The organism is Pseudoduganella albidiflava, from assembly GCF_004322755.1.
In the GTDB taxonomy this organism is placed as follows: domain Bacteria; phylum Pseudomonadota; class Gammaproteobacteria; order Burkholderiales; family Burkholderiaceae_D; genus Rugamonas; species Rugamonas albidiflava.
Map to the genome: position 1 here is coordinate 6,800,718 of NZ_CP036401.1, position 15,666 is coordinate 6,816,383.

The 15,666-nt window shown below is 66.4% G+C and carries 14 protein-coding genes; 7 read left to right on the top strand and 7 right to left on the bottom strand.

Annotated elements, in window-relative coordinates; all coding sequences use genetic code 11:
• Positions 1–11: 11 nt before the first annotated feature.
• The 3 genes from EYF70_RS28215 to EYF70_RS28225 are packed head-to-tail and all read left to right on the top strand — an operon-like array spanning position 12 to position 5,504.
• Positions 12–692, top strand: a complete 681-nt coding sequence (locus tag EYF70_RS28215) for an ABC transporter ATP-binding protein (RefSeq protein WP_131148331.1) — start codon at positions 12–14, stop codon at positions 690–692.
• A complete protein-coding gene (locus tag EYF70_RS28220) occupies positions 689–3,103 on the top strand; it encodes an ABC transporter permease (RefSeq protein WP_131148332.1) in 2,415 nt (804 codons plus the stop codon). Before EYF70_RS28215 ends, EYF70_RS28220 begins: the two co-directional genes overlap by 4 nt.
• A gap of 10 nt (positions 3,104–3,113) precedes the next feature.
• On the top strand, positions 3,114–5,504 hold the full coding sequence (locus EYF70_RS28225; protein ID WP_131148333.1) for an ABC transporter permease: 2,391 nt from the start codon (positions 3,114–3,116) through the stop codon (positions 5,502–5,504).
• 67 nt (positions 5,505–5,571) lie between these two features.
• On the opposite strand, the gene EYF70_RS28230 is transcribed toward EYF70_RS28225, so the two are convergent.
• Positions 5,572–6,012, bottom strand: a complete 441-nt coding sequence (locus tag EYF70_RS28230; protein WP_131148334.1) for an FKBP-type peptidyl-prolyl cis-trans isomerase — start codon at positions 6,010–6,012, stop codon at positions 5,572–5,574.
• A 144-nt stretch (positions 6,013–6,156) separates the two neighbouring features.
• Positions 6,157–8,031: a potassium transporter Kup gene (locus EYF70_RS28235; RefSeq protein WP_371861747.1), complete on the bottom strand. Its 1,875-nt coding sequence runs from the start codon at positions 8,029–8,031 to the stop codon at positions 6,157–6,159.
• Positions 8,032–8,138: 107 nt separating this feature from the next.
• On the opposite strand from EYF70_RS28235, the gene EYF70_RS28240 reads away from it, so the two are divergent.
• The 3 genes from EYF70_RS28240 to ettA all read left to right on the top strand — a co-directional run bounded on the left by EYF70_RS28240 (position 8,139) and on the right by ettA (position 11,245).
• Entirely contained in the window at positions 8,139–8,588 is a 450-nt protein-coding gene (locus EYF70_RS28240; RefSeq protein ID WP_218943736.1) for a GNAT family N-acetyltransferase, read from the top strand.
• The gene (gene rarD, locus EYF70_RS28245) at positions 8,585–9,490 is read left to right on the top strand and encodes an EamA family transporter RarD (protein ID WP_131148336.1); all 906 of its coding nucleotides are present in this window, start codon (positions 8,585–8,587) and stop codon (positions 9,488–9,490) included. The genes EYF70_RS28240 and rarD overlap by 4 nt, the downstream gene beginning before the upstream one ends.
• A gap of 87 nt (positions 9,491–9,577) precedes the next feature.
• Positions 9,578–11,245, top strand: coding sequence for an energy-dependent translational throttle protein EttA (gene ettA / locus EYF70_RS28250; RefSeq protein WP_131148337.1), 1,668 nt, complete (start codon positions 9,578–9,580; stop codon positions 11,243–11,245).
• A 233-nt stretch (positions 11,246–11,478) separates the two neighbouring features.
• On the opposite strand, the gene EYF70_RS28255 is transcribed toward ettA, so the two are convergent.
• The gene (locus EYF70_RS28255) at positions 11,479–12,066 is read right to left on the bottom strand and encodes an outer membrane beta-barrel protein (protein ID WP_131148338.1); all 588 of its coding nucleotides are present in this window, start codon (positions 12,064–12,066) and stop codon (positions 11,479–11,481) included.
• 223 nt (positions 12,067–12,289) lie between these two features.
• A complete protein-coding gene (locus EYF70_RS28260) occupies positions 12,290–12,886 on the bottom strand; it encodes an alpha-ketoglutarate-dependent dioxygenase AlkB family protein (RefSeq protein WP_131148339.1) in 597 nt (198 codons plus the stop codon).
• Positions 12,887–13,016: 130 nt separating this feature from the next.
• Between EYF70_RS28260 and EYF70_RS28265 the strand changes: the two genes are divergently transcribed.
• Positions 13,017–13,589, top strand: coding sequence for a putative pterin-binding protein (locus EYF70_RS28265; RefSeq protein ID WP_131148340.1), 573 nt, complete (start codon positions 13,017–13,019; stop codon positions 13,587–13,589).
• A gap of 131 nt (positions 13,590–13,720) precedes the next feature.
• Here EYF70_RS28265 and EYF70_RS28270 read toward each other — a convergent pair whose 3' ends face one another.
• The 3 genes from EYF70_RS28270 to EYF70_RS28280 all read right to left on the bottom strand — a co-directional run bounded on the left by EYF70_RS28270 (position 13,721) and on the right by EYF70_RS28280 (position 15,637).
• Positions 13,721–14,083, bottom strand: coding sequence for a hypothetical protein (locus EYF70_RS28270; RefSeq protein WP_131148341.1), 363 nt, complete (start codon positions 14,081–14,083; stop codon positions 13,721–13,723).
• A gap of 148 nt (positions 14,084–14,231) precedes the next feature.
• The gene (locus tag EYF70_RS28275; protein ID WP_131148342.1) at positions 14,232–15,053 is read right to left on the bottom strand and encodes a Rossmann-like and DUF2520 domain-containing protein; all 822 of its coding nucleotides are present in this window, start codon (positions 15,051–15,053) and stop codon (positions 14,232–14,234) included.
• Positions 15,053–15,637 carry a DUF924 family protein gene (locus EYF70_RS28280; protein WP_131148343.1) on the bottom strand — a complete coding sequence of 195 codons (585 nt, stop codon included), beginning with the start codon at positions 15,635–15,637 and terminating at the stop codon, positions 15,053–15,055. Before EYF70_RS28280 ends, EYF70_RS28275 begins: the two co-directional genes overlap by 1 nt.
• Positions 15,638–15,666 lie beyond the last annotated feature (29 nt).

A 15,666-nucleotide genomic window follows, 5' to 3' on the forward strand; every position in this document is an offset into this window, starting at 1 on the left:
AGGAATACCCCATGCTCAAACTATCAGGCGTCAGCAAGATCCACGTGGCCGGTGAAGTGCAGACCACCGCTCTCGACCGCATCGACCTGGAGATCGACGCCGGCGAGTATGTGGCGATCACCGGCCCGTCGGGTTGCGGCAAGTCCACGCTGCTGTCGGTACTGGGCCTGCTCGATGTGCCGACCAGCGGCGACTACTGGTTCGAGGGCCGCAACGTGGCCGGCTGGAGCGAATCGCGGCTCAATGAACTGCGGCGCGGCCGCATCGGTTTCATCTTCCAGAGCTTCAACCTGATCGAGGAACTGTCGGTGTTCGAGAACGTCGAGCTGGCGCTCGAATACACCGGCATGCCGGCGCGCGAACGCAAGGTGAAGGTGGCGGCCATGCTGGACAAGCTGGGCGTGGCGCACCGTGCGAAGCACCGGCCGTCCCAGCTTTCCGGCGGCCAGCAGCAACGCGTGGCGATCGCCCGCGCACTGGTGGCCGGCCCGGCCATCCTGCTGGCCGACGAACCGACCGGCAACCTGGATACCGCCCATGGCGACGACGTGATGCGCCTGCTGCGCACCATCAACGCCGAAGGCACCACGGTCGTGATGGTGACCCACTCGCCGGCCCACGCGGCACAGGCATCGCGCACCTTGAACCTGCTCGACGGGCGCATCATCGTCGACGCGCTGCGTGCCGCATGAGGCATTGGCGTCTCGCCTGGCGCCAGCTGGCGGCCGAGCCGGGTTATTCGGCCGTCACGATCCTCGGCCTGGCGGCCGGCTTCGCCACCTGTTTCGCGCTGCTGGCCTACGTGGCGTTTTCGTTCGGCTACAACCGCCATGTGCCGGCGGCGCACGAGGTGTACGCGGTCAAGCAGCACATCAACGTGATCGGCAAGCCCGGCTGGTTCGAGGGCATGCCGCTGCCGCTGGTGCACGTGGCCGAAAAAAGCGGCATGACACAGGCAGCCGTGCTGGCCATGCCGGCCATGGCCAGCGTGCGCACGCCGTCCGGCATGCAGCGGCTGAAGGCGGTGGCGGTGACGCCCGGCTTCACGAAGGTGTTCGGCCTGGCCGCGGCGGAAGGAGACCTGGCGCAGGCCCTGGCAAGGCCCGATGCGGTCGCGCTGACCTACGGCGCGGCACTGAAAACGCTGGGCACCCGCCAGGCACTCGGCAAGGTGCTGCACATCGAAGGCAAGGCATTGACCGTGGCCGCGCTGCTGGCCGATCCGCCGGCAACGGCAACCCTGCACTACGAACTGTTGAACAGCTTCGACAGCATCCTGATGCCGCGTGAATACCGCGAGCACCTGGAACAATCGTGGGGCATGACCGCCGGCTACCTGTACGTGCGCCTGGCACCCGGCATCGCCCCGGCGGAGTTCACCGCGCACATGCAGCGCGTATTCGACAACTCGCCGCTGCTGCGCGAGCTGCCGCCCGACCTGCGGCGCACGCTGGGCTCGCGCAAGATGGTCGACCTGGCGCTGACCCCATTGCCCGACCTGTACTTCGATACCAGCCTGGAAGGACGCCCCGGCAGCACGGCCCATGGCGACAGGTCCATCGTCATCGGCCTGGGCCTCATCGGCCTGCTGGTGCTGGCGCTGGCGGTGGCGAACTATGTCAACCTGGCCGCCGTGCGCACCACGCGCCGGCAGCCGGAAATCGTGCTGCGCAAGGTGCTGGGCGCGGGCGCCTTCCGCCTCGCCGCCCAGCTGCTGGCCGAGGCGCTGCTGGTTGCCCTGCTGGCCACCGCGCTGGGTTTGCTGCTGGCCTGGCTGCTGCTGCCGGCCTTGTCCGGCATGCTGGACCGCCCGCTCGACCAGATGATGTCGCCGGCCAGCATCCTGGCGGCGCTGGCGGTCGGCGTGGTAACCGGCTTGCTGGCTGGCCTGTACCCGCTGTGGATCGCGCTGGACATGCGCCCGGCCGCCGTGCTGGGCATGCGCCGCGAAATGGAGCCGCGTGGCGGCCTGTGGCTGCGGCGCGCGCTGACCGTACTGCAGCTGACCGTGGCGATGGGCCTGACCGCGGCCACGCTGGCCATCGCCTGGCAGGCCCGCTTTGCCAGCGCGGCCGATCCGGGCTTCGATGCCGCTCCGCTGCTCACGGTGTCGCTGCCGCGCGCGCTGTGGCAAGGCCCGCAGGGCCTGCAGTACCGGGAAGCGCTGCGCCGCCTGCCGCAGGTGCGCGGCGTGGCGTTTTCCGAGAACGCCGTGGGCCAGCCATTCGCCGGCCAGAATGGCCCGATCCGGCGGCTGGGCGGGCGCGAGACCGTGCTGGTGTCGCGCAACGTGTCGGCCGATTTTTTCCAGGTGTACGGCGTGGCGGCCGTGGCGGGGCGCACCTTCGATCCGAAGATCGAGCGGGACGCGGCGCCGGGCACCGTCATGCTGAACCGGGCAGGCGCGCTGGCACTGGGCTTCCCTTCGGCGCAAGCCGCGGTGGGCGGCCTGGTCTCGTTCGAGCACGACGGCAAGCGGATGACGGCGCGCGTGATCGGCATCGCGCCCGACCTGCGGCATGAATCGCTGCGCGAAAACCCGCAGCCGATGTACTACCGGAACGCGCTGGACGCCTCGGTGCTGACGATCCGCGGCGATGGCGACCTGCGTGAACTGGAACGGCAGGCGATCGGCCTGTTCGGCAAGTTCTTCCCGGACGATATGCCCGAAGTACGCCCGGCCGCCAGCTACCTCGCCGAGAGCTACGCGCAGGACCTCCGGCTGGCCTCCCTGCTGGGTGCCGCCAGCATCGTCGCGATCGTGCTGTCGGCGTTCGGCATCTACGTGCTGTCGGCCTACAACGTGCAGCGGCGCGGCCGCGAGATCGTGCTGCGCAAGCTGCACGGCGCGGGCCGGGCCGCCATCGCCAGGCTGCTGGGGCGCGAATTCGCCGTGCTGCTGGCACTGGGCGCCGTGATCGGGCTGCCCCCGGCCGCGCTGGCGATCCGCGCCTACCTGGCCGCCTTTGTCGACCATGCGCCGATCGGCGGCTGGACGCTGCTGGGTGCCACCGCCATCGCCGTGCTGGTGGCCGCCCTTGCCACCCTGCGCCATACCGTGGCGGCGCTGCGCGCCACGCCCGTGGCCATCCTGCGATCCTGAAGGAGAAACGATGACGTTGCGTGATTTCCGTATCGGCTGGCGCCTGCTGCTGCGCGAGCCCGGCTTTTCCCTGGTGACCGTGCTCGGGCTGGCGCTGGCCTTCGCCGCGTGCTTCCTGCTGCTCGGCTACGTGCGCTACTGCTTCAGCTACGACAGCCACGTGCCCGATGCCGCGCGGGTGGTGCAACTGAAGCAGCGCATCAACTGGTTCCCCCGCCCGGACTGGAATACCCGTGCGATGCTGCCGCTGCGCCAGGTGGCACTGGACAGCGGCATGGTGGAACAGGCCAGCATCGCCGTGCCGCTGGACGCACCCATACGGGCCGGCGAACACCTGCACGAAGTGGCGCTGCTGGCCGTCGACCCGGCGTTTGCCGGGATTTTCGGCATCGTGCCCGTGGCCGGCGACGTCGCAGCGGTCCTGTCCCGGCCCGATGCACTGGCGGTGACGCAGGAAACCGCCCGCCGGCTGTTCGGCACGGCGGCCGGCGTCCTGGACCGCACGGTGCAGGTGAACGGCGAGACCCTGCGGGTGGCGGCAGTGCTGCCCGATCCGCCTGCCAACGCCACGACCCGCTGGGAAGCGCTGGCCGGACCGTTGAGTCGTGCACGCCCGGTGGCCGAACGGACGCTGGTACCGGACTGGAAGCGCGGCGGTGTCTTCCTCAAGCTGAAGGCGGGCGCCGATGCCAGGCAACTGGAAGCGCTGCTGCAGGAGGCCGTCGACGCCTCGCCGATGGAGCAGCGCATGCGCAGCGGCCCGATGGGCAAGACCATGCAGGGTCCCGGCACCGAGGTCAAGATCGTTGCGTTGCCGGATGCGTATTTCGATCCCGACATGGCGGCCAGCCGCAGCGGCGACAGCTACGGCAAGCGTTCCACCGTGCTGGCGCTGGCTGGCATCGCGCTGCTGGTGCTGCTGTTGGCCGTGACGAACTACGTCAACCTGGCCACCGTGCGTGCCCAGCAGCGCCAGCGCGAATCGGGCCTGCGCAAGCTGCTCGGCGCCAGCGCACCGCGCATGGCGGCGCAGTTCCTTGCCGAATCGGTGCTGGTGTCCATGCTGGCCGCGGTGCTGGGCATGATGCTCGCGTGGATGCTGCTGCCCACCTTTGCCGGCCTGGTTGACCGCACCCTGCAAGGCTTCTTCGCCCCGGCGCGTATCGCCCTTGCCCTGCTGGCGGCGCTGCTGGTCGGCATGCTGGCTGGCGGCTGGCCGGCCCTGGTAGCGCTGCGCGTGCGCCCGGCGGCGGCGCTGGCGGGGCGCGACAACAGCGAAACGGTAGGCGGGCTATGGCTGCGCCGGGGGCTGACGGCGCTGCAGTTCGCCACCGCGATCGCGCTCGGCGGCATGGCCATCGCCGTGGCATGGCAGACGCGCTTCGCCAGCCAGGCCGATCCCGGCTTCAATCCCGGGCAGCTGGTCACGGTGGACTTGCCGCAGGATGCCAAACCGGAGGCCATCCTGGCCTTCGCCGAAGCGGTGCGCCGCTTGCCACTGGCCGGTGGGGTGGCCCTGTCGGCCGAGGCGGTTGGCCGCGATGGCAGGAAGATCGTGCAGGGTTTCCGTACCCGCGACGGGCGCGACCTGCGCCTCGAGATCAAGCCGGTATCGCCCGAATTCTTCGAGGTGTATGGGATCCGGCCGCAGTTCGGCCGCCTGTACCGGGCCGATACCGACCGGGCCAATGGCGATGCCCTCGTGCTGAACGCCGCTGCCGCCACCGCACTGGACTATCCTGCTCCGCAAGCCGCGGTCGGCCAGGCGCCGTTCGCCGAGCGCGGCGCGATCGTCGGCATCGCTCCGGACATCCGCCACAACGACCTGCGCCAGCGCACCGAACCGATCGTCTACATCCTGACGCCGGAGTATGGCGTGCTCACGTTGCGCACGGCGGCCGTCGTGGACGAAGCGGAACGCATGCTGGCGCCATTGTGGCAGCGCTATTTCCCGGACCGGATCATGGCCGTGCAGCCGGCGGCCGCCCCGTTCGCGCAGACCTACCAGGAAGATGCGCGGCTGGCCAGGATGCTGGGAACGGCCAGCGCGCTCGCGGTCGGCCTGGCCGCATTCGGCATCTATGTGCTGGCCGCCTACAGCGTGCAGCGCAACCGCCGGCAGATCGTGCTGCGCAAGCTGTACGGTGCCGGCAAGGGTGCCATCGCCCGGCTGCTGGGCCGCGAGTTCGCCGCACTGCTGGCGGCTGGCGCGCTGCTCGGCTTGCCGCTGGCCTGGCTGGCGATCGAGCGCTACCTGGCCGGCTTCGTCGAGCGCGCGCCGCTGGGCCAGTGGCCGCTCGTGGCGGCAACGCTGCTGGCGGCCCTGGTGGCGCTGCTGGCCACGGCACGCCATACGCTGGCCGCGTTGCGGCTGGCACCTGTGGGCGCCTTGCGCGACTGACTTTGACGGGCGCGAACGCGGCAAAAAAAATGGCGGCCCGCAGGCCGCCATTTTTTTGTACCGAAGCTCAGCGCTTGATGGTCAGCACTTCGATCTCGAACATCAGCGTCGAGTTGGCGGGGATGTTGGGCTTCGCCACGCTGCCATAGCCCAGTGCTGCCGGGATGATCAGGCGGCGCTTGCCGCCCACGCGCATGCCGACCACGCCCTGGTCCCAGCCGGGGATCACGATGCCCTTGCCGAGCTGGAAGGTAAACGGGGTGGTGGCGACGGCCTGGTCGAACTGGGCGCCCTTGTTTTCCGTCTTGGTTTCATCGTACAGCCAGCCGGTGTAGGCCACGGTGAGGGTGTCGCCGGCGATGGCTTCGATGCCGGTGCCCACGGCCAGGTCGACCTTCGTCACGGTCGGGGCGGCAGGGGTCGTCACCGGTGCGTCGTCGCTGCCGCCGCAGGCAGTCAGGGACAGCGCGCAGGCCAGCGTCGCGAGAATTTGGAAAATCGATTTCATATGGTCACTCTTACCTGGATTGGAAATTCGTTGAAAATTCGTTGAAAACGGTTGATGGCAGGTTGCCGGTGGAGCGAAAGTTTAACAGACTGCCACTGCCGCTCCCCTGGCACAACATTTCTTTACAAATTCATGGCAACGATCTCAGATCTCCACCTGGGTGCCCAGCTCGATCACGCGGTTCGGCGGGATCTGGTAATAGTCGGCCGCGGCGCGGGCATTGCGCGACATCGCCACGAACAGGTGTTCGCGCCACGGCGCCATGCCTTGCTGCGGCGCCGAGATCACGGTCTGGCGGGCGATGAAGAAGGAGGTTTCCATCATCTCGAAACGCAGGCCGTAGTCGGCGCACCGGTCGAGGATGGCAGGAATGTCCGGCTCGTCCTTGAAGCCGTAGTCCACGTTGACCTGGAAGCACTGGTGTCCCAGGTCGGTGATGCGCACCTGTTCCGCCGCCGCCACATACGGTTCTTCCAGGATGTGCACGGTCAGGAAGACCACCCGTTCGTGCAGCACCTTGTTGTGCGACAGGTTGTGCAGCATCGCATGCGGCACGCCATCGCTTTCGCCGCGCAGGAACACGGCGGTGCCGGGCACCCGCGCCGGCGGCGCCACGAACAGCGAGGAAAGAAAGTCTTCCAGCGGGATCGCATGCTTTTCCAGGTTCTGGAACACCAGCTGGCGGCCGGTGCGCCATGTGAGCATGATCGTGAACAGCGCGGTACCGAGCAGCAGCGGCATCCAGCCGCCATGGAACAGCTTCAGCGTGCAGGCCGAGAACAGCAGCACGTCGATCACCAGGAAGAAGCCGGTGGCGGCGATGCACAGCGGCAGCGGCAGGTGCCAGCGGTAGCGGATCACGAAGAACGTCAGGATCGTGGTGGCCAGCATCGTGGCCGAGACGGCGATGCCGTAGGCGCCGGCCAGGGCATCCGAGGAACCGAAGCCGATCACGGCGATCAGCACGACGATCAGCTGCAGCCAGTTGACGGCCGGGATGTAGATCTGGCCGATCTGGTGCTCGGACGTGTGCATGATGCGCATGCGCGGCAGCAGGCCCAGGGCGATGGCCTGCTTGGTCATCGAGAACGTGCCGGAAATCGTCGCCTGCGAGGCGATCACGGTGGCCATCGTGGCCAGCACCACCAGCGGGTAGACGCTCCAGCTGCCGAGCTGCTGGAAGAACGGATTCGAGATCGCCTCCGGCGCGTGCAGGAGCAGCGCGCCCTGGCCGAAATAGTTCAGCGACAGCGCGGGGAACGCCACGGCAAACCAAGCCATGCGGATCGGCCGCTTGCCGAAGTGGCCCATGTCCGCGTACAGCGCTTCGGCGCCGGTGAACGCCAGCACCACGGCGCCCAGGCCGACGAACGCCACGAAGCCGTTGTCGATCATGAAGTGCACCGCGTGCAGCGGGTTCAGGGCGCGCAGGATATCGGGCCGTTCGACGATGTTGACGATGCCCATGATCGCCAGCGCGGCGAACCACAGCACCATCACGGGCCCGAAGAAACGGCCGATGCCGGCCGTGCCGTGGCGCTGCACCGAATACAGCGACACCAGCACCACGATGGTCAGCGGCACCACATAGTGCTCCAGCGCAGGCGTGGCCACTTCCAGGCCTTCGATCGCGCTCAGCACGGAAATCGCCGGCGTGACTACGCTGTCGCCGTAGAACATGGTGGCGCCCAGCACGCCCAGCACGAGCAGGGGAAAATGCCAGCCGGAGCGCTTGCTGACCGAATTCAGCGCCAGCGCCATCAGGGCCATGATGCCGCCCTCGCCCCGGTTGTCGGCACGCAGCACCAGCGTGACGTACTTCAGCGAGACGACGATCGTCAGTCCCCAGAAGATCAGTGACACGACACCCAGCAGGTTGGCTTCGTTCAGCGCCAGGCCATGGTCGGGATCGAAGATGGTTTTCAGTGTATAGAGAGGGCTGGTACCGATGTCGCCGTAGACGATGCCTACCGCCGCCAGCGTCAGCGTGGCGAGGCTGCTTTTTTTGTCTGTCAAAATTGCACCCGTATTATGTTTTTGCGCACTGCACAATAGGCCAACCGCCCTCTAAAAGCAAGCCGGCGACGAGCAGCGCATGCTGCGCCACTGTGATAAGGTCGCGGCTCATGAAAGATGACACTATACAAATCGACAAGGCCACCGCCGCCGATGCCCCTCGCCTGTTCGAGGTATGGGAAGCCTCGGTGCGGGCCACCCACGACTTCCTGTCCGAGGAAGCCATCGCCACGCTGGTGCCACTGGTGCGCGAACTGCTCGGCACGTTTGCGCCACTGTACTGCCTGCGCGACGCTGCCGGCGCGCCCTATGCGTTCATCGGCGTGGCCGACGGCAACATCGAGATGCTGTTCGTGCACCCGGAACGGCGTGGCGGCGGCGCCGGCCGCGCGCTGGCGGCATTCGCGATCGGCACCCTGGGCGCCACCAGAGTGGACGTGAACGAGCAGAATGGCCAGGCCGCCGGCTTTTACGCGCGGATGGGCTTTCGCCAGGTCGGCCGCTCGGCGCGCGATCCCTTCGGCCACCCGTATCCGATCCTGCACCTGGAACTGGCATGACGCAGGCAGCGCACAAGGAGGACAGCTACCGCGGCGTGCTGAACGCCACCACCGCATTCCTGCTGTGGGGGCTGTTCCCGCTGTATTTCCATGCGATCGGCGAAGTGCCACCGCTGGAAATCCTGGCGCACCGCATGGTCTGGTCGCTGCTGTTCCTGTGCATCGTGCTGAGCGTGCGCCGCCAGTGGAAATGGCTGCCGGCGGTGCTGAAACAGCCGAGGACCGTGGCCACCTTCGCCGCCAGCGCGCTGCTGCTGTCGGCCAACTGGTTCATCTACATCTGGGCCGTCAACAACGGCCATGTGATCGACGCCAGCCTGGGCTACTTCATCACGCCGCTGTTCAATGTGCTGCTTGGCCTGTTCGTGCTGAAGGAGCGGCTGCGCGGCGGCCAGTGGCTGGCGATCGGCGTGGCCGCCACCGGCGTGGCCTGGCTCACCTGGCAGGCCGGCGCCCTGCCATGGATCGCGCTGGCGCTGGCCGCCACGTTCGGCACCTATGGCCTGCTGCGCAAGACGGCCGCGCTGGCGGCGCTGGAAGGCCTGTCGTTCGAAACACTGCTGCTGTTCCCGCTGGCCGGCGGCTATGTCGTCTGGCTGACGGTCCATGGCGCCAACACCTTCGTCAACACGCCCAGCGACTGGACGCGCGCGCTGCTGGTGGCCGCCGGCCCGATCACCGCGATCCCGCTGCTGCTGTTCGCCGCCGGCGCGCGCAAGATCCCGCTGTCGGTGCTCGGCATGCTGCAATACATCGGGCCGACGATCCAGATGATCCTCGGGCTGCTGGTCTTCCACGAAAGGTTCTCGACAGCGCGGCTGGCCGGCTTCATCGTGATCTGGAGCGCGCTGGCGCTGTATATCGCGGAAGGGTTCTGGACCAGCCGGCGGACAGCGGCCTGACTGGCGGCTCACTGGCCCTCCGGCACCGTTTGGCGTATCCTTGTTGACCTTCTTTAAAGTTACATCACTCAATTCGAGAATTTCTCAATGGCAAATTACGTCTATACCATGAACCGCGTGGGCAAAATCGTCCCGCCCAAGCGCCAGATCCTGAAAGACATTTCGCTCTCGTTCTTCCCGGGTGCGAAGATCGGCGTGCTGGGCCTGAACGGCTCCGGTAAGTCGACCTTGCTGAAAATCATGGCCGGCATCGATACCGACATCCAGGGCGAAGCGCGCCCGATGCCGGGCCTGTCGATCGGCTACCTGCCGCAGGAACCGCAGCTCGATCCTGAAAAGACCGTGCGCCAGGAAGTGGAATCGGGCCTGGGCGAAGCGTTCGAGGCGCAAGCGAAGCTGGACGCCGTGTACGCCGCGTATGCCGAGGAAGATGCCGACTTCGACGCGCTGGCCGCCGAGCAGCAGCGCCTGGAATCGATCCTGGCCGCCGCCGATGGCGGCAACCTGAACCTGCAGCTGGAAATGGCCGCCGACGCGCTGCGCCTGCCGCCATGGGATGCGAAAATCGGCGTGCTGTCCGGCGGTGAAAAACGCCGCGTGGCGCTGTGCAAGCTGCTGCTGTCCAAGCCGGACATGCTGCTGCTCGACGAACCGACCAACCACCTGGATGCCGAATCCGTCGAATGGCTCGAGCAATTCCTGCTGCGCTTCCCGGGCACCGTGGTCGGCATCACCCACGATCGCTACTTCCTCGACAACGCCGCCGAATGGATCCTTGAACTGGACCGCGGCCACGGCATCCCGTGGAAAGGCAACTACAGCTCGTGGCTGGACCAGAAACAGGCCCGCCTGCAGCAGGAAGAATCCACCGAATCGGCACGCCAGAAGGCGCTGAAGACGGAACTGGAATGGTCGCGCCAGAACCCGAAGGCGCGCCAGGCCAAGTCGAAGGCCCGCCTGGCCCGCTTCAACGAGCTGTCCGAATACGAATACCAGAAGCGCAACGAGACGCAGGAGATCTTCATTCCCGTGGCCGAGCGCCTCGGGAACGATGTCATCGAATTCAAGAACGTGTCCAAGGCGTTCGGCGACCGCCTGCTGATCGACAACCTGTCGTTCATCGTGCCGCCGGGCGCGATCGTCGGCATCATCGGCCCGAACGGTGCCGGTAAATCGACGCTGTTCAAGATGATCGCCGGCATTGACACGCCGGACAGCGGCGAAGTCGTCATCGGCAAGACCGCGAAAGTCTCGCTGGTCGACCAGAACCGCGACGAACTGGCCAACAACAAGACCGTGTTCGAAGACGTGTCCGGCGGTGCCGACATGCTGAGCGTGGGCCGTTTCGAGATGCCGTCGCGCGCCTACCTGGGCCGCTTCAACTTCAAGGGTGGCGACCAGCAGAAGATCGTCGGCAACCTGTCCGGTGGCGAACGCGGCCGCCTGCACCTGGCCAAGACGCTGCTCAAGGGCGGCAACGTGCTGCTGCTGGATGAACCGTCGAACGACCTGGACGTGGAAACCCTGCGCGCGCTGGAAGATGCGCTGCTGGAATTCGCCGGCTCCGTGATGGTGATTTCCCACGATCGCTGGTTCCTGGACCGCATCGCCACGCACATCCTGGCATTCGAAGGCAATTCGCAGGTCACGTTCTTCGACGGCAACTACCAGGAATACGAAGCGGACAAGAAGAAGCGCCTCGGCGAAGAAGGCGCCAAGCCGAAGCGTATCCGCTACAAGCCACTCACGAACTGAACGATGGCCGCTTGAACTCTGGCCGCTTGAATCCTGGCCGCCGGAATTCGGGCCGCCTGGATCTTGCAGCCTGAATCCGGCCCCATGAACGAGAACGGACTCCCGAGGGAGTCCGTTTTTTCTTCCGTCACGAAGAAAGGTGTTGCGGGGAGGCGGGCACAGGGACATTGGGCCGCATCGAACACGCGGCCCGGCTGTCGCGCCCGGCCTCGACCGGTGCAACGCGCCGCAGCTTAGAAGCTGTAGCGCGCGTTCAGCGACACGGCACCCTTGCTGCGGCCGATGTCCACTTCGTTCTTGCCGTAGTGCTCGTATTCCAGCGACAGACCGACCTTTTCCGTCACCGCGTATTCCGCGCCCAGCGCGGCGTACGCCGCATTGCGGCTCGACTCGCCACGGTAGTTGCCGGCCAGGCCGGAAACGGTCACGTCATTCTTGTTGTGCGCGACGCCGAGCTTGCCGAACACGTTGACCTTTTCAGCCACCGGGTAGCTGGCCTTGCCCGCCAGGTAATACGATTTCGAATCCGCTTCGCCACGGCCGCGGGCACCGTTGACCGCATAGCTGTAATCGGACTTGCCGAAGTCGGTATAGCCGGCTTCCACGGCGAACATCGGATTGATCTGGTAGCCGGCAAAGAACTTGCCGCCGTACTCGTGCTTGGCGTTGTCGGCGCCGGTGGTATCGCCGGCCATGTTGTTATACCGGTGTTCGGACACGACGCCACCGATACCCACGTAGGGCGAACCATCGGCGGCATGGGCGGACACGGCGCCGAAGGCGGCAGCGGAAGCGACAAGGGCAAGAAGGGTGTTTTTCATGGTTGATCTCTCAGCAAAATGGTTGGTTTTACAGTGCTGCGGGATCGCTGTTCAGTGTGTTTGGAACCGCGACGAGACCAAGATAACACCGGACTATATTTATAAAAGGTCCATTTCCGTAATAATTGTTAGAAGATGTAATGGCTATTGAAAGGAAGAGAACGCGCCCAAACTGACGGCGTTTCCTTAAGAAACCCTAATAAAGTGTAGTCCTGGACAGGTTCTACCGAATCAGGCGGAACGTCAGGTTGATGCGCAAGCCGCGCGGCTTGCTTTCCTTGTTGATTCCGTGGCGCCAGTGCTGTTGCAGCGTGCCCGCCATCAGCAACAGGCTGCCGTCGGTCAGGTCCAGTTTCACCGTGGCCGGCTGCTTCTTGTGCTTCAGGATGAAGGTGCGCGTGGCGCCGAACGTGATGGAGGCGATCGCCGGTTCGGGGCCGAGTTCCGGTTCGTCATCGCTATGGAAGCCCATGCTGTCGCGTTCGTTGCGGTAGCAGTTCAGCAGCACGCTGTTGAACCGTTTTCCGGTGGCCGCTTCGGCGGCGCGCCGGATGTCCTGCAGCAGCGGCGTGAATGGCAGCGGGTGGAAGGTGCGGCCGGAGTAGGTGTAACTGGCCTCGCCATACCAAGCCGACAGGCGCGGCTGTTTACGGGGCTTGCCGAACAGGTAGATGGTTTCTTCGCGCCAGGCGATGTCATCGAGCAGGCGGCGCAATACCTCGGCGTTCGGCAAGGTCAGGGGAAGCTGTGGCAGGAACGCCAGTTCGCCATCCTCGATCGGGATCGGCTGCAGGGTGGCATCGGCGGGGAACAGGTCCATCACGCTATGATAATGGACACAAGTGACGGGACATATGTGAATGGACCTCGCTGAGCGGACACCATTGAGTGGCCATCGCTGAGCGGCCGCGGGTGGGCCACTCCCGCAACGAGAACAACAAGGAAACCTGATGGAGAAACGTAGCTTCCTGGCCGCGCTGGCGGCCACCGGCGCGGCGCCGGCGCTGGCTGCACCGAAGACCGCGCAGCGCGGCCCGGCACTATTGACGGTCACGGGCGCGATCCCGAAAGCCAATCGCGGCAAGTTCGATCCGGTGGCGGACCAGATGATGTTCAAGCAGAAGCTGTCGTTCGAGAAGGCGTGGGCCTTCGACTACGGGGCGCTGGCCGCGCTGCCGTCGCTGACGATCCGGCCCACGCTGGAATACGATGGCAAGGTGCACACGCTGTCCGGCCCGCTGCTGGCCGACGTGCTGAAGGCCGCAGGCGTCGCCGTGACCGACGGCACCCGCATTACGCTGCGGGCCGTCGACGGCTACGCGGCATCCGTGACCGGCGCCCAGGCGCGCAAGCAGCGCTTCATCGTGGCGACGCACCTGGATGGCGCACCGATGGCGCTCGGCGGACTGGGCCCCCTGTGGGCGGTCTACGATGCGGACCGCGTGCCCGAGATGGCGGCGCGCCCCTTGGCCGAGCGCTTCGGCGCCTGCCCCTGGGCCCTGTACCACATCGATGTGGCTTGAGCTATCGGCGGGGGGAATGGAAAACAGGGGCGGACCGGATGACCGGACCGCCCCTGATTCTTGTCCCCGCCGTTACGCTCAGGCTTCCTGGAAAATGGGGACGTACCCCATTTTCCAGGAAACTTTTTCGCTTAGGCGTAGGCTTCGGCCAGGCTCATGACGCGCGGCGTGAAGGTGACGCCCACGTCGCCGAAGATCTTGTTGATCTGCGCCATGTTGGCTTCGCATTCTTCCAGCTTCCAGCCCTTGAACAGGTCCGTGCCATCCTTCTGGAAATGCAGGTCGAGCACCTTGCCGCGATCCTTGTGGGTGTAGGCGGAGCTGTGAGTCTGCAGGAAGCCGGCGGCGGCCAGCGCCTCCAGCACGGCGGTCGGCGGATTGTCCGGATCGGTCGCCAGGTAGACGCCATAGGTCTTGCCGGGCGGTTTCGCGGCAATGTCGACCTCGTAGATACCGGGCGCCTTGGTAACGGTCGTGGACTTCAGAAATAACATAACGGTCCCCTGTCCGGCGCGGCGCCGGTCGGTGATAAGTGATAAGAGGACCTAGCTTATTGCCTCGCGCCAATTTTGTCGATGATCGTGACAGTTTTTTTGCTCGGGCGCAACGCTTTGACGTCAAGCGGACAAGATTAACTGGCGGTTATCGATGCTTGCGAGCAGCCAACGCGGCAGTCGGCGGCACCAGTGCGCCATACAGGGTGCCGGTATCGGCGTCCCACGCCGACACGGCGGCCTGCTGCCGCTGCACGGTCGCGTAATCGCCCCGCGCGATGGGGCCGGACAGTGCCTCGGCCGCGCCCATCCGGAAGACATTCGACAGCGATTCCTGCGCCAGCGGCTGCGCCAGCTCGCGCGCCACGTCCGCGGGGATGCCAGCCGCCTGGTAGGCACGCAGCGCGGCATCGAGCACGGTGACCAGGTAATTGCTCGCGAAGACCGCCGCGGCATGGTAGACGGTCTTGGCCGCCGGATCGATCGCCACGGGCCGCGCGCCGATCGCTTCCAGCGCCGGCACCAGCACGGCCAGTGCCGCGGCATCGCCCTCCGTGCCGCAGAACGTGCCGGCAAACGCGGCCACCACGGCAGCCGGGTCGGCGAAACTGCGCACCGGGTGCACGCTGGCGAGCAGCGCGCCGCCCTGCCGCGCCGCCTCGAGCGTGCCGGAAGCCAGCGCGCCACTGCAGTGGAACACGATGGCGCCCTGCAGCGGCCGCGTGGCCGCAAGTGCCGCACAGGCGGGCACGATCTGGTCATCCGTCACGGCCAGCAGGTAGATGTCGGCCGCAGGCAGGTCGGCAGGCTGCGCGACGGGAACACCGGCACCGATGAAGTCCACGCCGCGCTGCGCGGAGGCGGGCGAACGGGCCAGCACGCCGGCGATGTCGAACACGCCGGCCGCCTGCCACAGGCGCCCCAGCGTGCGGCCAACGTGCCCGGCGCCGACGATGGCCAGCGTGCGCATCAGAATCCCGATCCCGGCGTTTGCAGGAATTCCACTTCTTCCGGCGTCGACGTGCGGCCCAGGATCGCGTTGCGGTGCGGGAAGCGGCCGAACTTGCGGATCACGTCGCGATGGCGTTTCGCGAAATCGAGCATGCTTTCGAAGCCCGTGGCCGATGCCGCGAGCTTGTCGAACAGGATCACCGAGCGGTCCTGCATCGACAGGTTCTCGGCATGTTCGAACGGCATGTACGAAAACGCGCGCTGCACTGGGGGCAACGTCTGGTTGGCGCCCGAGTTGTCGATCGCCAGCGCCGCTTCCAGCGCCAGCGTATCGCCGGCGAACGCCTTCGGCGTGCCGCGGTAGATATTGCGCGTGAACTGGTCCAGCACGAGGATGCGCGCCAGCGCACCCTGGGTGCCTTCGTCGTCCCACTGCCGCAGGCCGCCCGCCAGCGCATCTTCCACGGCATCGCCAAACTCGGCGAACACCTGGCGATCGAACGCATCATCCTTGCGGAACCATTCCGGCCGCTGCGTGTTATGGCCCTTCACGCCGATCGGCAGGAACCAGAAATCCAGTACGTCTTGCGATGTGACGAGCATTGTTGTCCTCGATGTGAAGCGCCAGGCTG